11 protein-coding genes are annotated in these 17302 nt (G+C 70.5%); 9 read left to right on the forward strand and 2 right to left on the reverse strand.

Annotated features, from left to right (window positions below; genetic code table 11):
- From ABD332_RS46980 to ABD332_RS46995, 4 genes are all read left to right on the forward strand, one after another.
- A complete protein-coding gene (locus tag ABD332_RS46980) occupies nucleotides 1-3060 on the forward strand; it encodes a family 43 glycosylhydrolase (RefSeq protein WP_344511313.1) in 3060 nt (1019 codons plus the stop codon).
- Nucleotides 3061-3067: 7 nt separating this feature from the next.
- Nucleotides 3068-3691, forward strand: a complete 624-nt coding sequence (locus ABD332_RS46985) for a hypothetical protein (protein WP_344511315.1) — start codon at nucleotides 3068-3070, stop codon at nucleotides 3689-3691.
- On the forward strand, nucleotides 3691-4725 hold the full coding sequence (locus tag ABD332_RS46990) for a hypothetical protein (protein WP_344511317.1): 1035 nt from the start codon (nucleotides 3691-3693) through the stop codon (nucleotides 4723-4725). Before ABD332_RS46985 ends, ABD332_RS46990 begins: the two co-directional genes overlap by 1 nt.
- A gap of 114 nt (nucleotides 4726-4839) precedes the next feature.
- Complete coding sequence (locus tag ABD332_RS46995) at nucleotides 4840-8157, forward strand: beta-L-arabinofuranosidase domain-containing protein (protein WP_344511319.1); 3318 nt, start codon at nucleotides 4840-4842, stop codon at nucleotides 8155-8157.
- Between the two features lie 111 nt (nucleotides 8158-8268).
- Here the strand turns inward: ABD332_RS46995 and ABD332_RS47000 are convergent, their stop codons facing one another.
- Both ABD332_RS47000 and ABD332_RS47005 read right to left on the reverse strand, forming a co-directional pair.
- Nucleotides 8269-9285, reverse strand: a complete 1017-nt coding sequence (locus ABD332_RS47000) for a LacI family DNA-binding transcriptional regulator (protein ID WP_344511321.1) — start codon at nucleotides 9283-9285, stop codon at nucleotides 8269-8271.
- A 4-nt stretch (nucleotides 9286-9289) separates the two neighbouring features.
- On the reverse strand, nucleotides 9290-10795 hold the full coding sequence (locus ABD332_RS47005) for an alpha-N-arabinofuranosidase (RefSeq protein ID WP_344511323.1): 1506 nt from the start codon (nucleotides 10793-10795) through the stop codon (nucleotides 9290-9292).
- A 243-nt stretch (nucleotides 10796-11038) separates the two neighbouring features.
- On the opposite strand from ABD332_RS47005, the gene ABD332_RS47010 reads away from it, so the two are divergent.
- From ABD332_RS47010 to ABD332_RS47030, 5 genes are all read left to right on the forward strand, one after another.
- Entirely contained in the window at nucleotides 11039-12280 is a 1242-nt protein-coding gene (locus ABD332_RS47010; protein WP_344511325.1) for a sugar ABC transporter substrate-binding protein, read from the forward strand.
- Between the two features lie 150 nt (nucleotides 12281-12430).
- The gene (locus ABD332_RS47015; protein ID WP_344511327.1) at nucleotides 12431-13249 is read left to right on the forward strand and encodes a carbohydrate ABC transporter permease; all 819 of its coding nucleotides are present in this window, start codon (nucleotides 12431-12433) and stop codon (nucleotides 13247-13249) included.
- Entirely contained in the window at nucleotides 13246-14064 is an 819-nt protein-coding gene (locus ABD332_RS47020; RefSeq protein WP_344511329.1) for a carbohydrate ABC transporter permease, read from the forward strand. The genes ABD332_RS47015 and ABD332_RS47020 overlap by 4 nt, the downstream gene beginning before the upstream one ends.
- A gap of 297 nt (nucleotides 14065-14361) precedes the next feature.
- A complete protein-coding gene (locus ABD332_RS47025) occupies nucleotides 14362-16533 on the forward strand; it encodes an MMPL family transporter (protein WP_344511331.1) in 2172 nt (723 codons plus the stop codon).
- Between the two features lie 96 nt (nucleotides 16534-16629).
- Nucleotides 16630-17301: a response regulator gene (locus ABD332_RS47030; RefSeq protein WP_344511333.1), complete on the forward strand. Its 672-nt coding sequence runs from the start codon at nucleotides 16630-16632 to the stop codon at nucleotides 17299-17301.
- The last annotated feature ends 1 nt before the right edge of the window (nucleotide 17302 follow it).

Consider the following 17302-nt stretch of genomic DNA (forward strand, 5'->3'; position numbering starts at 1 on the left):
TTGAGACCGCTCCGCATGATCGCGGTCGCCGGTCTGGTGCTGGCCGGGCTGCTCGTCAGCCCGGCCGGTCCGGCCCACGCCGCGGATTCATACACCTTCACCCACCAGGGCAACCCGATCCTCGCCGACGGCAGCTACTACTCGGCCGACCCGGCCCCGCTCGTCGCCGGCGACCAGTTGTACATCTACACCGGCCACGACCAGGCCGGCCCCACCACCAACGACTTCCAGATGAACGAGTGGGGCACGCTGCGCACCGGCGACGTCCAGAGTGGACAGTGGACCCACTTCCCGTCGCTGGCCCGCCCCGAGACCCTGTTCAGCTGGGCCACGGCCGGTCGCGCCTACGCCGGCCAGGTGGTCCAGGGCCCTGACGGGCGCTACTACTGGTACCTGCCGGTCAGCGAGCGCAACAGCACCGCCGCCGACAAGTTCGCCATCGGCCTGGCCGTGTCAGACAGCCCGACCGGGCCGTGGACCGACTACATCGGCGGCCCGCTGATCTCGCAGCGGGTGCCGGCGGCCAACGACATCCAGAACATCGACCCGACCGTCCTCGTCGAGAACGGCCACGTCTACGTCTACTGGGGCACCTTCGGTCAGCTGCGGGTGCTCGAGTACCAACCGGACATGAAGACGCCGGTCGGCACCCAGAAGTCCGTCACGGGCCTCACCGGGTTCTTCGAGGCGCCGTGGCTGTTCGCCCGCAACGGCACGTACTACCTGGCGTACGCGGGCAACAACGCCGGCCCGACCTCGTCGTGCACCCCGGCGAACTACCACGCCTGCATCGCCTACGCGACGTCGTCCTCGCCGACCGGCCCGTGGACCTACCGCGGCACCGTGCTCACGCCGGTGTCCTCGACCACCAGCCACCCGGGCATCATCCAGTTCAACGGGCAGTGGTACATCACGTACCACACGGCCGACGCGGTCGGCGGCGGGCACTTCCGCCGCTCGGTCGCGATCGACAAGGTGGAGTGGGACGACACCCAGTCGCCGCCGCGGATGAAGATGGTCGTGCAGACGCCGGTGAAGCAGCGCGACCGCACCCCGCGGGCGAACATCGCCCAGGAGGCGAAGGTCACCGTCTCCAACGACCCCGTGCCGACGCAGTACTGGGTGAAGTCGCTCAACGACGAGATCGTGCGCGCCAACCCGCTCCCGCCGGACATGTGGGGCACGTGGACCGGCAACAACCCCGCGCAGCAGTGGGTCCAGTACACCTGGGACCAGCCGATGCGGGTCAGCGGCTCGCAGATCGACTTCTGGAACGACCAGCCGCAGGGCAGCGGCGTCGGCGTCGCCGCGCCGGCCAAGTGGAAGATCCAGTACTGGAACCTCGGCACGGGGCAGTGGGCCGACGTGCCCAACCCGAGCGGGTACCCGACGGCGACCGCGGGCTTCCAGAACACCACCTTCGATCCGGTCACCACCACGCAGGTGCGGGCGATCTTCGACGCCTCGACCAACGGCAGCACCTATTCGGCCGTCGCCGTCGAGGAGTGGAAGGTCCTCGCCGCGCAGCCGGCGTCCGTCACCGCCCCGGCGATCACCGTGGAGGTCGGCGAGACCGATCTGCCCGGCACGGTGCCGGTCACGTTCGGCGCCGAGACGCTGCAGGTGCCGGTCTACTGGGACCCGGTGACCGCGGCCGACGTCGCCGAGCCGCACCAGTTCACCGTCAAGGGATCCGTGCTCGGCTACGCGGCCGGCCAGGTCTCGGCCCCGGTGACCGTGGTCTCGCCCGGCGACACCGCCGGCGACGTGACCGCGCCGACCCTGACGCTCACCCCGAGCGGCAGCGCGGGCACCGGTGGCTGGTTCCGCTCCACGGTCAAGGTCCGGGTCGCGGCGGTCGACGACCGCGGCGGGCGGATGACGATCGAGTCCAAGGTGGACGGTGGTGCGGCGGCCAGTGCGTCGCCGGTGCGGTACACCGACGTCACCGTCTCCGGCGACGGGCAGCACACCGTGAGCGCCACGGCGACGGACCGGGCCGGCAACACCTCGGCCGCGGCCACGCTGCCGGTGCGCATCGACGCGACGGCGCCCGTCAGCACGGGCACGGTCGACGCCGCCGCGAGAAGGGTCAGCGTGACGGCGAGCGACGCCACCTCGGGCGTGGCCCGTATCGAGTACGCAGTCGACACCGGAGCGTGGGCCACGTACACCGGGGCGATCGCGGCGCCGGACTCGAACAAGCACACGGTGTCGTTCCGGGCGCTGGACAACGCCGGCAACCTCGAGACGGCGAGGACGGCCACGATCGCCGCCGACCTGTCCGGTCCGATGTCGGGCAACGTCGGGCCGATCGCGACCCCGACGGCGTCGTACACCGCCTCCTGGAACAGCGTCACCGCGCTCAACGACAACGCCGACCCGGCCAACCCGGCCCAGGCGCAGATCTGGGGCACGTGGTCCGGCACCCGGCCGGCGACACAGTGGGTGCAGTACGACTGGGCGCGGCCGATCCGGCTCACCGGCGCCGAGCTCAAGTTCTGGAAGGACTCCAACCGTGGCACCGGCGACGGCGTCGCCGAACCCGACGGGTGGAAGCTGCAGTACTGGGACGGCGCCGCCTGGCTCGACGTCGCCGCCGCCGGTGCCTACGGCACGTCCACGACGGCGTTCAACACCGTGTCGTTCACCCCGGTGACGACCAGCCGGCTGCGGGCGACCGTCAACGCCAACGGCAACGGCACCACCTACTCGGCGGTCGCCGTCACCGAGTGGCGCGTCTTCGCCGACGACCCCGGCACCGTCCCGGCCACCGTGCCCGTCACGGTGACCGTCCAGCCGCGCTGCATCGCCGGCAAGGCGTACCTCGCCGTGCAGGCCCGCAACGACCACGACTCGGCGGTCGACATCGCCGTCGAGACCGCCTACGGCGACCGGGCCTTCGCCGCCGTCGTCCCCGGCGCCAACGCCTACCAGTCCTTCGCGGTCCGTGCCGGGTCGATCCCGGCCGGCACCGTCACCGTCCGTGCCACCGGCACCGTCGGCGGCAAGGACGTCACCACCCCCATCACCGCCGACTACGGCACCCTCACCTGTTAGGAGCAGCATGAACACACGCGCTCGACTTCACCTGGCCACCGCCACGGCCGTGCTGGCGGGTAGCACCGCCTTCGCGGGCGTCGCGGCCGCCGACCCGGGGGACTCCAGCGATGTCAACGTGACCGTCGACATCCCCGCGATCCACCAGCCCGGCGTCCTGGCCCTGAGCGTCGCCGCCAACGCGGTGAACCTGACGGAGAACGGCTCCACCGGCCTGGTGCGCCAGTTCACCGGCACCCTGCCGACGGTCACCGTCACCGACACCCGCACCGCGGAGGAGGTCCCGCCCGGGGCCGCGTGGGCTGTGCTCGGCACGTCCAGCAACTTCACCGGCACCGCGGGGCAGCCCGCCATCACCGCCGACCACCTCGGCTGGAAGCCGCGCCTGATCGACGGCGGCGAGACCGGCCAGGTGAGCGAGGGTGAGGAGGTCGTGACGGTGCTCGACGACCCGACGCAGCCGGGCAACAACGTCGGCCTCAAGGACCAGGAGCTGCTGGTCTCCACGTACGACTCGGCGGCGGTGGCCGGCGGCTCGTACGACGTGAACGCCGACCTGTTCCTGCGCACCCCCGCCGACGTCGCGGCCGGCTCCTACCACGCCACCCTGACGATCTCGCTGTTCGAGTAATGATCCTGTCCCGCTCGGCCCGGACCGCGGTGATGGTGCTCACCGCGGTCCTGGCCGCCCCCCTCGCCCCCACCCCAGCCGTCGCGGACCCGAGCCCGAGCCCCGCCGGCAAGCTCACCTGGACCGTCCAGCCCGCCACCGAGAGCGGGCCGGACGGCCGCCGCTGGGTCGAGCGCACCCTCGACCCGGGTCAGGTCGTCACCGAGCACATGGCCGTGCGCAACCTCGGCAAGATTCCGGCGGTCTTCGTCCTGTCGGCCGCCGACGGTTACCTCACCGACAAGGGCCGCTTCAACATGCTGCCCGCCGACCAGCCCTCCAAGGACGGTGGCACCTGGATCGCGGTGCAGCCGCAGATCACCGTCGGCGCGAACGAGACCAAGGTGGTGCCGTTCACCATCACCGTCCCGCGCGACGCCGCCCCGGGCGACCACCCGGCCGGCATCGCCGCCTCGGTGCTCAGCAGCAACGGCACCGTCCAGGTCGAGAGCCGGGTCGGGTTCCGGGTGATGCTGCGCGCCAGCGGCAGCGTGCAGGCCGCCCTGGCCGCGCGGGGCCTCACCGCCCGCTATGAGCGCTCGTGGAACCCGCTTCGCCCCGGCGCGGTTCATGTCACCTACACGCTGGTCAACACCGGCAACGTGCGGGTCGACGCCCGCGCCGGCGCCTCCGTCGCCGAGCTGTTCGGCGCGCACCGCCGCGACGCAGGCGTGGAGACGGGGGAGCTGTTGCCCGGCGGCGGCCGCGAGGCCGACACCCGCATCGGCGGCGTGTGGGGCCTGGTCCGCGTGCGAACCACGGTGGTGCTCACCCCGTCGGTGCTCGGCGATGCCGGGGCGGGCACGCGGGCGAGCCCGGCGACGGCGGAGGTGACGGCCTGGATCGTGCCCTGGACGCAGCTCTTCGTGCTGGTGGTGCTCGTGGCGCTCTTCTTCGTCCAGCGCACCCTCCGGCGCACCCGGCGCCGTCGCCTGACCCGCCTGCTGGACGAGGCGCGGCGGGAAGGACGGGCCTCGGCACTCGCGGTGAAGTGAGTATTGTTAGCGCTAACAATTGAGGAGATCGCACTTCAAACGGGTTATTGACCCAATCCGAAGTGAGCGCTAACAATGGGATGCAGTACACCCCTCGGGAAGGAATGACCTTCAGTGGCCAATCGACGTCAGATTCTGCAGGCCTCCGCGCTCGGCGCCGCGACCATCGCCGGCGCGGGCCTGCTCGACCCTGCCTCCGCCGCCGCGGCCGTCACCACGGCGGCCGCCGCCCCGCCCCAGCCCGGCCCGGGCGGGACCGCGCCCGTCCGCCCCTTCCAGCTGCGCGACGTGCGGCTCGGCAGCGGCGTGCTGCAGGAGAAGCGGGACCGGACCAAGGCGTTCCTGCGCGCCTACGACGAGCGCCGCTTCCTGGTGCTGTTCAACAACCAGGCCGGCCGGTCGAACCCGTCTGGGGTCAACGTCCCGGGCGGCTGGGAGGACGGTGGGCTGCTCAGCGGCCACTGGGCCGGGCACCACATGACCGCCCTCGCACAGGCGTACGCCGACCAGGGCGAGGCGGTCTACAAGTCCAAGCTCGACTGGATGGTGGGGGAGCTGGCCGCGTGCCAGGCCGCCATCACGGCCCGGATGAGCACCGGCGGCACCGGCGGCGGGGAGCAGCCCGCCCCGCAGATCGGCCGCGTGCCGGGCCGCTTCGGCAACGCGCTGAAGCTCAACGGCACCAGCAAGGCGCAGTACTGCACGCTGCCCCAGGAGGCCATCAACCAGCTCACCGACTTCACCATCGCGACCTGGATCAACCTCGCGTCCACGACCAGTTGGACCCGGCTGTTCGACTTCGGCCAGTCCACGACCGTCAACATGTTCCTGACCCCGCGGGCCGGCGTGACCGGCAACGTGCCGCGCTTCGCCATCACCGTCGGCGGGTCCGGTCAGGAGCAGCAGATCAACGGCAGCTCGGCGTTGCCCACCAACCAGTGGGTGCACATCGCGGTCACGCTGTCCGGCAAGACGGGGACGCTGTACGTCAACGCCCAGCCGGCCGGCACCAACGCCAACATGACGCTGAACCCGTCCAACCTCGGCAACCCCGGCAACCGGTGGATCGGGCGGTCGCAGTACGGCGACCCGTTCCTGGACGCGGCGATCGACGAGTTCCACATCTTCGACCGGGCGCTGAGCCAGACCGAGCTGCTGTCGATGCTGGACTCCCCGGCCGGGAGCACCGGGGGCGGCAACATCGCGTGGTACAAGTTCGACGAGGCCGACGGCACCGCGCTCAAGGACTCCTCGCCCAACGGCCGCGACGCGGGCATCGTGGCCGCCTCCACGGCCGGGCCGGCCGACTGGATCCCCACGTTCCCGGGCTACCTCGGCGCCATCCCGGAGGACGCCGTGCTGCGCCTCGGCCCGCCGCGCTGGGCGGTCTACGGCGGCAACGCCCAGACCAACACCTGGGCGCCGTGGTACACGCAGCACAAGATCATGCGCGGGCTGCTCGACGCGTACTACAACACCGACAACGCCCAGGCCCTCGAGGTCGTCACGAAGATGGCGGACTGGGCCCACCTGGCGCTCACCATCGGCGACAAGAACCACCCCGACTACAAGGGCCCGCTGACCCGCGACGACCTCAACTACATGTGGGACCTCTACATCGGCGGCGAGTTCGGCGGCGCGAACGAGATCTTCCCGGAGATCTACGCGCTCACCGGCGAGGCGAAGCACCTGGAGACCGCCAAGGCCTTCGACAACCGCGAGTCGCTCTTCGGTGCCTGCGTGGAGAACCGCGACATCCTCGTGGTCACCCCGCAGAACCGGCCCGGCCGGCGCCGTGGCGAGCGGCTGCACGCCAACACCCACGTGCCGCAGTTCATCGGATACCTGCGCGTCTTCGAGCACGGCGGCGGACAGGAGTACTTCGCCGCCGCGAAGAACTTCTACGGCATGATGGTGCCGCACCGCATGTTCGCCCACGGCGGCACGGGCGGCAACTACCCCGGCTCCAACAACAACCTCGAGCTGTTCCAGAACCGCGACAACATCGCCAACTCGGTGCCGACCAGCGGCGCGGAGACCTGCACCACGTACAACGTCATGAAGCTGGCCCGCAACCTCTTCCTGCACGAGCACGACCCGGCGTACATGGACTACTACGAGCGCGGCCTGCTCAACATGATCCCTGGGTCGCGGGCCGACACCGCCTCCACCGGCGACCCCCAGGTGACGTACTTCCAGCCGCTGGCGCCGGGGACCGTGCGCAGCTACGGCAACACCGGCACCTGCTGCGGCGGCACCGGGCTGGAGAACCACACGAAGTACCAGGAGACCATCTACCTCAAGTCCGACGACGACACCACGCTGTGGGTCAACCTCTACCTACCGTCGACGCTGACCTGGGCCGAGAAGGGCTTCACCGTCACGCAGGCGACGACGTACCCGCGCGCGGACCAGACGAAGCTCACGATCGACGGCACCGGCCCGCTCGATCTGAAGCTGCGCGTGCCCGGGTGGTGCCGGCGCGGCTTCGCCGTCACGGTCAACGGCGTCGCACAGAACCTGAACGCGCAGCCGGGCTCGTACGTGACGCTCAGCCGCAGCTGGAGCCGCGGCGACGTCGTCGAGATCAAGATTCCGTTCAGCATCCACATCGAGCGGGCCATCGACCGCCCTGACACCCAGGCGATCTTCTGGGGTCCGGTGCTGTTGCAGATCATGGGCAACCCGGGCAGCGGCGCCTGGCGGGAGCTGTCGCTGTACCGCTTCCTGAAGCGCGACGGCGACTACTCGCGCGCGGCGGTCACGGCCGGGGCGGTCACGGCCGCCGGCGACCAGACGTTCACCGCGGGCGGGTTCACGCTGCGGCCGTACTACATCAGTGACACCCAGGCCGCCTCGTCGTACTTCCGCCGGGTCGAGCCGACCGTCGTCTTCGGCTCGATCGACTCCGGGGTGCCCAACCGCAAACGCAACGACGGGCTGCCGAACTACGACGTCCCCGTCACCGGCGTCACGTCCCCGGGCACGGACGGCCCGACGTTCCTGGACCTGCTGTGGGACCGGGCGCCGTTCGCGACCCACGGCCAGTTCATGGCGGCGGTCAACGACCTCGCGGCCCAGCTGTACACGGGGGCCGAGAAGGACGCGGTGGTGGCCGCGGCGGTCGCGGCCGAGCGCGAGCTCGCGACCGGGCCGTCGCTCAGCGTCGCCGTCGAGGCCCGCACACAGACGATCGGCGCGACCAGGTACGTCTCGGTCAGTGCGCGCAACGACGACAGCGTGTCGCTCACCATCGAGCTGATCACGGCGTACGGTTCGCGGACGGTCGCCGGGGTGGCGCCCGGCAAGTCGGCGTACCAGTCGTTCAACTCGCGGGCCGCGTCGATCCCGGCCGGCACCGTGACCGTCAAGGCCACCGGCATCATCGATGGGCAGGCGGTGACGGCGGAGTTCTCCGCCTCGTACAGCTGATGCGATCTTCCGCACCCCGGGGCCGCAGTCGCAGGCGCCCCGGGGTGCGGACCTGCCGGTCCAGGTCAAGGGCAACCAGTCCGCCCCGCCCCGCACCTGGACTCAGCGCGGTCAGGCCGATCTGCGCACCACGAGCGAGTAGTCCGTGAGCACCTCGGTCGGCGGTGTGCCACGGCCGGCGACGCGTGCTGCGAGCATGTCGACGGCCTGCTTGGCGACCTGCGCGGTGCCCGGCTCGATCGTGGTGAGCGGCGGCGTGGTGAACTCCGCCATCGCGACGTTGTCGAATCCGATGACGGCCACGTCGTCGGGCACGCGTACGCCGCGGGCCGCGAGCGTGTGGAGCGCGCCGAACGCCATCGTGTCGTTGAAGCAGAAGACCGCATCTGGCGGCTGCGGCAGGCCGAGGAGGCGCGCCATCCCGGCGGCACCGTCGCGCAGGTGCCACTCCTCGGCGGTGACGACGTGCTCGGCGGGCAGCGAAAGGCCGTTCTTGGCGAGCGTGTCGCGAAACGCATCGAGGCGCAGCGACGCGGCCGACGTGGTGGCGACCCGCGGGTTCGCGCCGATCGCGGCGATGCGGCGGTGGCCGCGGTCGATGAGGTACTGCGTCGCGAGCCGGGCCGCCTCGGTGTTGGCCATGGTGACGTGGTCGACGGGTCCGCGGAAGATCCGCTCGCCGAGGATGACGAGCCGGTCGTTGCCCGTGAGGTACCGCTCGTCGCCGGGCCCGAGCGCGTGGGGCTGGAAGATCAGGCCGTCGGAGTGCTGGCGGCGTGCGCCGGAGAGGATCGCGATCTCGATGTCGCGGCGTGCACCGGTCTGCTGGATGACGACGGTCCAGTCGTGCCGCTCGGCCTCGGTCATGATGCGCCCGGCGAGGTCGGTGAAGTAGTCGATCGTCAGGTCAGGGATGGCGAGCGTGATCGTGCCGGTTCGCCCGGTGCGCAAGCTGCGCGCTGACGTGTTCAGGCGGTAGCCGAGTTCGTCGACGGCGCGCAGCACGCGGTCACGCGTCTCGGGCCGCACCGACGTGTGCCCGGAGAGCACGTTGGACACGGTCCGGGCCGTGACACCGGCGCGGGCGCCGACGTCGGCCATCGTGACGCTCTCGTCCTTGCGTGCCATCTGCTCACCCACTTCCGGTTGCGCAGCCGATGCGGACGGTGGCCCACGATACAGGCGGCAGCCGAAGGGCGAGCGTCCCGTCGTCGAGCCGCGTGTCCAGCGGTCGCGGCACGACGGCGTCGGGGTCGTCGGCCGTGTTCGTCGCCGTGGGGTCCGGCGCCCACAACAGCTCGGCGTGCTCGACGACGCGCGGGGCCAGCTCGCGCAGGTCGAGCGCGATGTCGGTGACCGTGCTCGTCGAACGGTTGGCCAGATGGACGAGCGCGTGGTCGCCGCCCGGGGAGACGGTCACGACGCAGGTCGCGTCGGCGCCGCCCGTCGCGTCCGCGGCGGTGTCCAGCAGGGTGTCCGGCAGGGTGTCCAGCACGGTGTGGCCCGCGCTGCGGGCGACGGCGGCGAACGGGTGGAAGGTGGTCTGCCGCCATGCGGGCCGGCCGGGCTCGGCGCGGATCGGGCCGATCACGTTGACGAGCTGTGCCATCGCGGCGACGGCGACGACGTCGGCGTGGCGCAGGATGCTCTGCAGCAACGTGCCGACCACGACCGCGTCGGCGAGCGTGTAGGTCTCCTCGAGGATGCGCGGCGCCTCCTCGAACACGCGGTGTGGCTCGATCTCGTCGTACGACGTGTAGTTCCACACGTTCCACTCGTCGAGGCTGATGCGGATGTCGCGCTCGCTGCGCGTCGCGGCCCGCACGTGCGCGATGGTCGCGGCGACGTCGTCGAGGAACCGGTCCAGCACGTCCGACGAGCGCAGGAACCGTGCGCGGTCGCCCTCGTCGTAGAAGTAGATGTGGCACGACAGGTGATCGACGAGGTCGATCGTGCGGGTCAACACTTCCCGCTCCCACGCGCCGAACGTGGGCATCCGCTCGTGCGAGCTGCCGACCACGACGAGTTCGAGCGCGGGGTCGAACCGGCGCATCGCGGCGGCGGTGACGGCCGCGTGCTCAGCGTAGGCGGCTGCGGAGCGGTGGCCGAGCTGCCACCGGCCGTCGGCCTCGTTGCCGAGGCACCACAGGCGCACGTCGTGCGGCTCGGGTGAGCCGTTCGCGACGCGCGCGTCGGAGAGCGTCGTGCCGCCCGGGTAGTTGGCGTATTCGAGCAGGTCGAGCGCCGAGCGTGTGTCGCCGAGGCCGAGGTTGAGCGCGAGCATCGGCTCGACGCCGGCGTGCCGGCACCAGGCCACGAACTCGTCGGTGCCGAAGATGTTCGGCTCGATGGTCTTCCAGGCGAGGTCGAGGCGGCGTGGGCGGGCGTCTCGCGGGCCGATGCCGTCGCGCCAGTCGTAGCCGGAGACGAAGTTCCCGCCGGGATAGCGCACCACGGTGACGCCGAGCTCGCGGACGAGCTCGAGCACGTCGCCGCGGAAGCCTTCAGGCGTCGCGGACGGGTCGTCGGGGGCGAACAGCCCGCCGTAGACGCCGCGGCCCAGGTGCTCGACGAACGAGCCGAACAGGCGCGGGTTCGCAGTGCCGATCCGGCGGGCCAGCCGGAGCCTCACGGGCACGGCGGGGGTGTGGTCATCCACGTCGACGATCTACCTCTCTCGGTTGTTCATCGATGAAATTAGGCGACAGAAGTTGCAGCGTCAACGTGACCGCTGACCAAGCGGAATTTTGCCGTGGACGCTTGACGAAAAGCTTTTCGGCGTGCAAAGTCACTGCCCTAACAGGGCCGATTCATCGATGAAACAAACCTGGGGTTCGGCGGCATCGCCGCACGGTCCATGGCGACAGGAGGAAGACAGCTCATGAGAAACGCACGCCTCGCCCGCGCGCTCGTCGCGCTGGTCGGGGCCGCAACGCTCGGCCTGGCGGCCTGCTCGTCCGGCAGTCCGAGCAGTGAGGGCTCGACCACGCTGACGGTCTGGCATTACTACAACACCGACGGACAGGTGCAGGGCCTGCAGCGGCTTGCGACCGCGTTCGAGGCCAAACACCCCGGCGTGCACGTCCAGTTCCAGTACGTGCCGGTCGAGCAGATGACGACGAAGGCGGTCACCGCCGCGGGCGCCAAGACGGGCCCCGACGTGCTGGTCTTCGGTGCCTCGGGCACCTACCCGCTGGCACAGGCCGGCGCGATCAAGCCGATGGACGACTGGTGGTCCACGTACTCCGACGCCAAGCAGTTCCCCGACGGCGTGCTGCAGAAGGTCGACGGGAAGCTGTACGGCGTCCAGGGCTACGTCAACCTGCTCGGCCTCTGGTACAACAAGGACCTGCTCGACCAGCTCGGCGCCCAGGTCCCCACCACGATTCCCGAGCTCGAGGGCGTGATGGCGAAGGCCGTCAAGGCCGGCAAGCAGGGAATAACGCTCACCGGCAAGCCGGGCCTCGAGAGCCAGTGGCAGGGCTTCCCCTGGTTCACGTCGAACGGGTTCACCTACGGCAACGCTCAAGCCGCGCCCATGGCGCAGACATACACGATGCTCCAGGACTGGACCGCCAAGGGATACCTGTCCAAAGAGGCGGCGGCGTGGGACCAGGTGGTCCCGTTCCAGCAGTTCGCCGGCGGCTCGTCGGTGTTCGCGGTCAACGGCAACTGGCAGATCGCCGCCGCGGCCCAGGCCAAGTTCAAGTACGGCGTCGCACCTCTGCCGATCACCTCGCAGGGCGGCGTCCTGCTGGGCGGCGAGGTGCAGAACGTCGGGGCGTTCTCGAAGCACCCCGACCTGGCGAAGCAGTTCCTCGAGGACGCGTTCTTCTCGGTCGACGGCGAGCTCACGCTGCTCGACGCGTTCGGCTCGATCCCGGCGCGCGCGGACGCCGCGGCGTCCGCGAAGATCAGCAGTGACCCTGTCCTCAGCGTGTTCGGCAAGATCGTGCAGCAGCAGGGGCGCCCGTCGCCGAGCCCACAGGTGCCGTCCAAGAACGTCGACAAGGTCGAGACGCTCGTCGGCAACTCCTGGTCGAAGGCGATCTCGGGTCAGGGCAAGCCGGAACAACTCGCCAACGAGCTGATCGACCAGCTCACGCCCCTGTTGAAGGGCTGAGGTCGGATGAGTTCGAGCGTGCCCCCGGTGCCCACGCCGACGAGCACGACCGCCGCCGGTCTCTCCGCACCCGCACGGGCGCGGAGAGGTCGGCGCCACGGCCGCACCGTCGACCGTCGTATCGCCCTGGCGACTCCCGCAGGCGCCCTGTTGCTCGCGCTGGCCGTCTGGCCGCTCGTACAGCTCGGCGGCATGAGCCTGCACGCGGTGAGTGCGGCGACCCTCAACTCCAACTGGGACCTCGTCGGTCTCGACAACTACGCGGCGATGCTGCGCGAGCGTGACTTCGGTCAGGTCCTGGCCAACACGTTGGCGTTCGTCATCATCGTGACCGCGATCGGGATGGTCGGCGGCTTCATGGTCGCGGTCGCCGTCTTGTCGTCGACCCGCGGTGGCTCCTTCCTGCTCGGTCTGATGGTGTTCGTCTGGGCGTTGCCACCGGTCGTCAACGGATCGATCTGGAAGTTCCTCCTGGCTGACCAGGGCCTGGTCAACCAGATCCTCCGAACCCTCGGCGGTCACGGGGTGGGGTTCCTCTACGACTCCGATCTCGCCCTGTGGTCGGTCGCGCTGGTCAATGCCTGGGCAGTCGTGCCGTTCAACGCACTGGTTCTGCGCGCGGCACTGCTCGGCGTCGACCCGCAGGTGCTCGAGGCCGCGGAGCTCGATGGGGCGCGGCCGTGGAAGCGGGTATGGCATGTGCTGATGCCTGCGGGACGCACCGCGGCGACCGTACTCACGATCCTGACGATCGTGTACGCCTTCCGCAGCTTCGACTTCATCTACGTCATGACGTCCGGCGGACCGGGAACGGCATCCACGACGCTGCCGTTTCTCGCGTACTCCGAAGCGTTCTTGACGCTCGACTACGGACGGGGGGCCGCGACGGCGCTCATCGCGCTCGCCGTTGTCGTCGTGCTCGCGCTGATCTACTCCCGCGACGTCCGCCGAACCGAGGGGGAGGCATGATCCGCCGCCGCGAGCCGGTCGCCTTCTCGTTCCGTTCCGTGCTCTATGTGCTCTACGGGCTTCCGTTGCTGTGGATCGTCCTCACGTCGCTCAAGAGCCAGGGCGAGGTGCTGTCGAGTCAGGCCTCGATCATGTTCCATCCGACGCTCGACGCGTACCGCGCCGCCATCGCTGATCCGGCGCTCGGTGCCGCTGTACGTCAGTCGGCGACCGTGGCGATCGGCACGACGGCCGTGTGCCTCGCGTTCGCGACGCCCGCCGCGTACGCGCTCGCCAGAGCGCGAAGCGCGATCGTCGTGCCGGCGCTCGTCCTTCTCGTCGTCCTCCAGATGGTGCCGCAGACCGCGAATCTCATCCCGCTGTTCTGGCTGCTGTCGAAGTGGGGACTGCTCGACACGACGCTCGGCCTGGTGCTCGCGGACGCGGCCATGTTCCTTCCGTGGGCGATCCTGCTGCTGCGCCCGTTCTTCGGGCAGATCCCGACCGCCATCGAAGAGGCCGCACGCGTCGACGGTGGCTCCACGATCCGCACGTTCTGGTCGGTGGCGCTGCCGCTCGCCCGGAACGGGATCCTCACCGTGTCCTCGGTGATCTTCCTCGTCTCGTGGGGCGAGTTCCTCTATGGCATGACGTTCATGCTCTCGCCCGAGAAGTACCCGCTGTCGTCGCTGATCGCGGTGCAGTCCGGCGCTTACGGCGCGGACTGGCCGGCGATGATGGCGTTCGCCGTCGTCTCCGCGGTGCCTGTGCTCGTGGTGTACGTGGCCAGCTTGCGGCTGCTGTCCTCGGGTCTGACCATGGGCGCGGTCAAATAGCCGCGACACCGCGCCGGTGTCGGCGCGGTGTCGCTGCCGGGAAGCCGAGGTCGACGAGCTTCCCGCGCACCGGGCCACGCGCCGGCGACCGTCGAGTGGGTCGGCTCCCGCCGACAGCGGCGGGTTGACGTCGTCGATGCAGCCCGGGCTCGCCGGATACCGCATCGGCGGTACGCAGGGCCCGGCTGCGGCGAGCGCGGTATGTGCGATCACCGTGGTCGGCCGACGACGTAGGACGGGTCTGGTCGCGACAGTGGAGGCGTTCTGCTCCACCGTGGTGACGAAGGGACCTGCTCCATGTCTGTGCTGGCACGCTGGTGCGTCAGGCACCGAAAGACCGTCTTCGCCGGCTGGCTGCTGGTGGTGGTGGGCCTGCTCGCGCTGGTGATCGTCGGCGGGACGGCGTTCAAGACCTCTGCCGAGATGCCCGACAGCCAGTCGTCGAAGGCGTATGCGCTGCTCGCTCGGGTGTCCGGCGGCGCGGGCGAGGCGACGACCGCAGGCAGGGTCGCATGGCACGCGACGGCTGGTTCGGTGACGTCGGCGCAGGTGCGACAGCAGATCGATGGCCTGCTGGACGAGGTCGGTAGGCAGCCGGGCGTGGTCTCCGTGGTGAGTCCGTACGGCGAGGCCGGCGCTCGACAGGTGGCACCGTCCGCGAACACGGCATATGCCCAGGTGATCCTGCGCTCCGACGCAGACGTCGCCGGCGTCGAGCAGGTCCTGGACCGGGCTGCGCTCAAAGGAGTGGAGCTGACCTACGGCGGCACCGCGTTCGACCACCAGCCGCAGCCGAGCCACGGCGGTGAGGCCGTCGGCCTGGTCGTGGCGCTGGTGCTGCTGATGCTGATGTTCCGGTCGTGGTGGGCGTCGTGGCTGCCGCTCATCACCGGGATCGCCGGCGTGGTCGTGTCGCTGCTGCTCGTCGTGGTCGCCTCGCACGTCGTCACGCTGGATGCGACGTCGATCACCATGGCGTCGATGATGGGTCTGGCCGTCGGCATCGACTATGCGCTGTTCATCGTCAACCGCACCCGCAAAGGGCTGCTCGCCGGTCATTCGGTCGCGGATGCGGTGGTCCGGGCGGCCGACACCTCCGGCCGGGCGGTGGTCTTCGCCGGGCTGACGGTCATCGTGGCGCTGGCCGGGATCCGGGTCGTCGGCATGGGGGTGCTCACCGGCATGGGCGAGGCGGCCGCGGTGACGGTGGCGTGCACGGTGCTGGCCGCCTTGACGTTGCTGCCGGCGTTGCTGGGCACGCTGGGGGTGAAGGTGCTGTCGAAGCGGCAGCGCGCGCAGCTGGCCGAGGGTGTCGTCGAGGACCACCGCCCGGGCGGACTCGCCGCAGGGTGGGCCCGTCTGGTCCAACGGGCGCCGTGGCTGGTGGTTCCGCTCGCGCTGGTGGCGGTCGTGGTGCTCGCGGCGCCGGTCCTGCAGATGCGCGTCGGTGACACCGACGCGAGCAGCGACCCGTCCGGGTCGCGGTCGCACCGGTACGCCGTGATGACGTCGACCGCGTTCGGCGCGGGCTTCGACAACCCGCTCGTCGTCGCGGCGAGCACCCCCGACGCCCGGTCGAAGCAGGCGTTCGCGCAGCTGGCCGACCGGCTCGCCGGGGTGCCCGGTGTGGTCTCGGTGACTCCGGTGAGCGCGTCGGCGGACGGCACGGCCGGTATGACGACGATCGTCCCCGCCGGCAGCGCGCAGGCCGCGGAGACGGCGGACCTGATCGAGCGTCTGCGTGGTGACGTGATCCCGTCAGCGGAAGCCGGGACCGGCCTGCGCGTCTACGTCGGTGGGAAGGCGGCCTCGAGTCAGGACCTGGCCGACGCGCTGATGGGCAGGCTTCCGCTGTACCTGGGCATCATCGCGGTTCTCGGGTTCCTGCTGCTGGCGGTGGCGTACCGCAGCTTCCTGGTGCCGCTGGTGGGGGCGTTGAGCAACATCACGAGCATCCTGGTCGGCCTCGGCGCCATCACGGCCGTGTTCCAGTTCGGCTGGGGCAGCGAGCTGATGCGGGTCGGCTCCGGTGGGCCGATCATGTACATCGTCCCCGTGATGATCGTCGGGATCGTGTTCGGTCTGTCGATGGACTACCAGGTGTTCCTGGTCAGCCGGATGCATGAGGAGTGGAGGCACACCGGCGACAACCGCCGGGCCGTGCGGGTCGGCGTGAGCGAGACCGGCCGGGTCATCGCCACCGCTGCGCTGATCATGGTCGGTGTGTTCGCCTCCTTCGCGTTCGGTGGCCAGCGGATCGTCGCCGCGATCGGCGTCGGCCTGGCGGTCGCCGTGCTGATCGACGCCTTCGTCGTGCGGATGACCCTCGTCCCGGCGCTGATGACGGTGCTCGGCCGGTACAACTGGTGGTATCCGCGCTGGGCGGAGAAGGTCACGCCGCATGTGGCGGTCGAGGGCACCCCGGAGACGCAGCCGGCACAAGAACGGGAGCCGGCCGCCGTCGGCTGAGTGCAGTACGGGGTGCCCGGACATGCGTCCCGTGTCCGGGCACCCCACCGTCAGCGGATGATGGAACCGACCGAATGACCAGGGAAGGCATTGCACGTGACGATCCGCGTCCTCCTCGCCGACGACCAGGCGCTGCTACGGGCCACCTTCCGGCTGCTGCTGGACGCCGCCGCGGACATCGAGGTCGTCGCCGAGGCCTCCACGGGCGACGAGGCCGTCGCGAAGGCGTTGCAGACCGGCCCTGACGTCGTCCTGATGGACATCCGGATGCCCGGCAGCGACGGCATCGCCGCCACCGGTCGGATCGCCGGGGCGCAGAGCCTGACCGGCACCCGGGTACTCATCCTCACCACGTTCGAGACCGACGAGCACGTCCTTGCCGCGCTGCGCGCCGGGGCCAGCGGCTTTCTCGGCAAGGGGGTCGACCCCGCCGACCTCCTGCAGGCGATCCGCACTGTCGCCGCGGGTGAGTCGTTGCTGTCGCCGGCCGCGACGACAGCGCTGATCGGCCGGTTCCTCACGATGCCGGACCGGGCCACCGCCGGCTCCGACGCCCGCTTGGACGAGCTCACCACGAGAGAGCGGGAGATCGTCGCGCTGGCCGGCACGGGACTGTCGAACGACGAGATCGGCCGGCGGCTGTCGATCAGCGCCGCGACCGCCAAGACACACGTCAACCGCGCCATGATGAAGATCGGCGCGCGCGACCGCGCCCAGCTCGTGGTGTTCGCCTACGAGACGGGCCTCGTCACACCGGGACGGAGCTGAC

It is taken from the genome of Dactylosporangium maewongense, assembly GCF_039531485.1.
Classification (GTDB): Bacteria; Actinomycetota; Actinomycetes; order Mycobacteriales; family Micromonosporaceae; genus Dactylosporangium; species Dactylosporangium maewongense.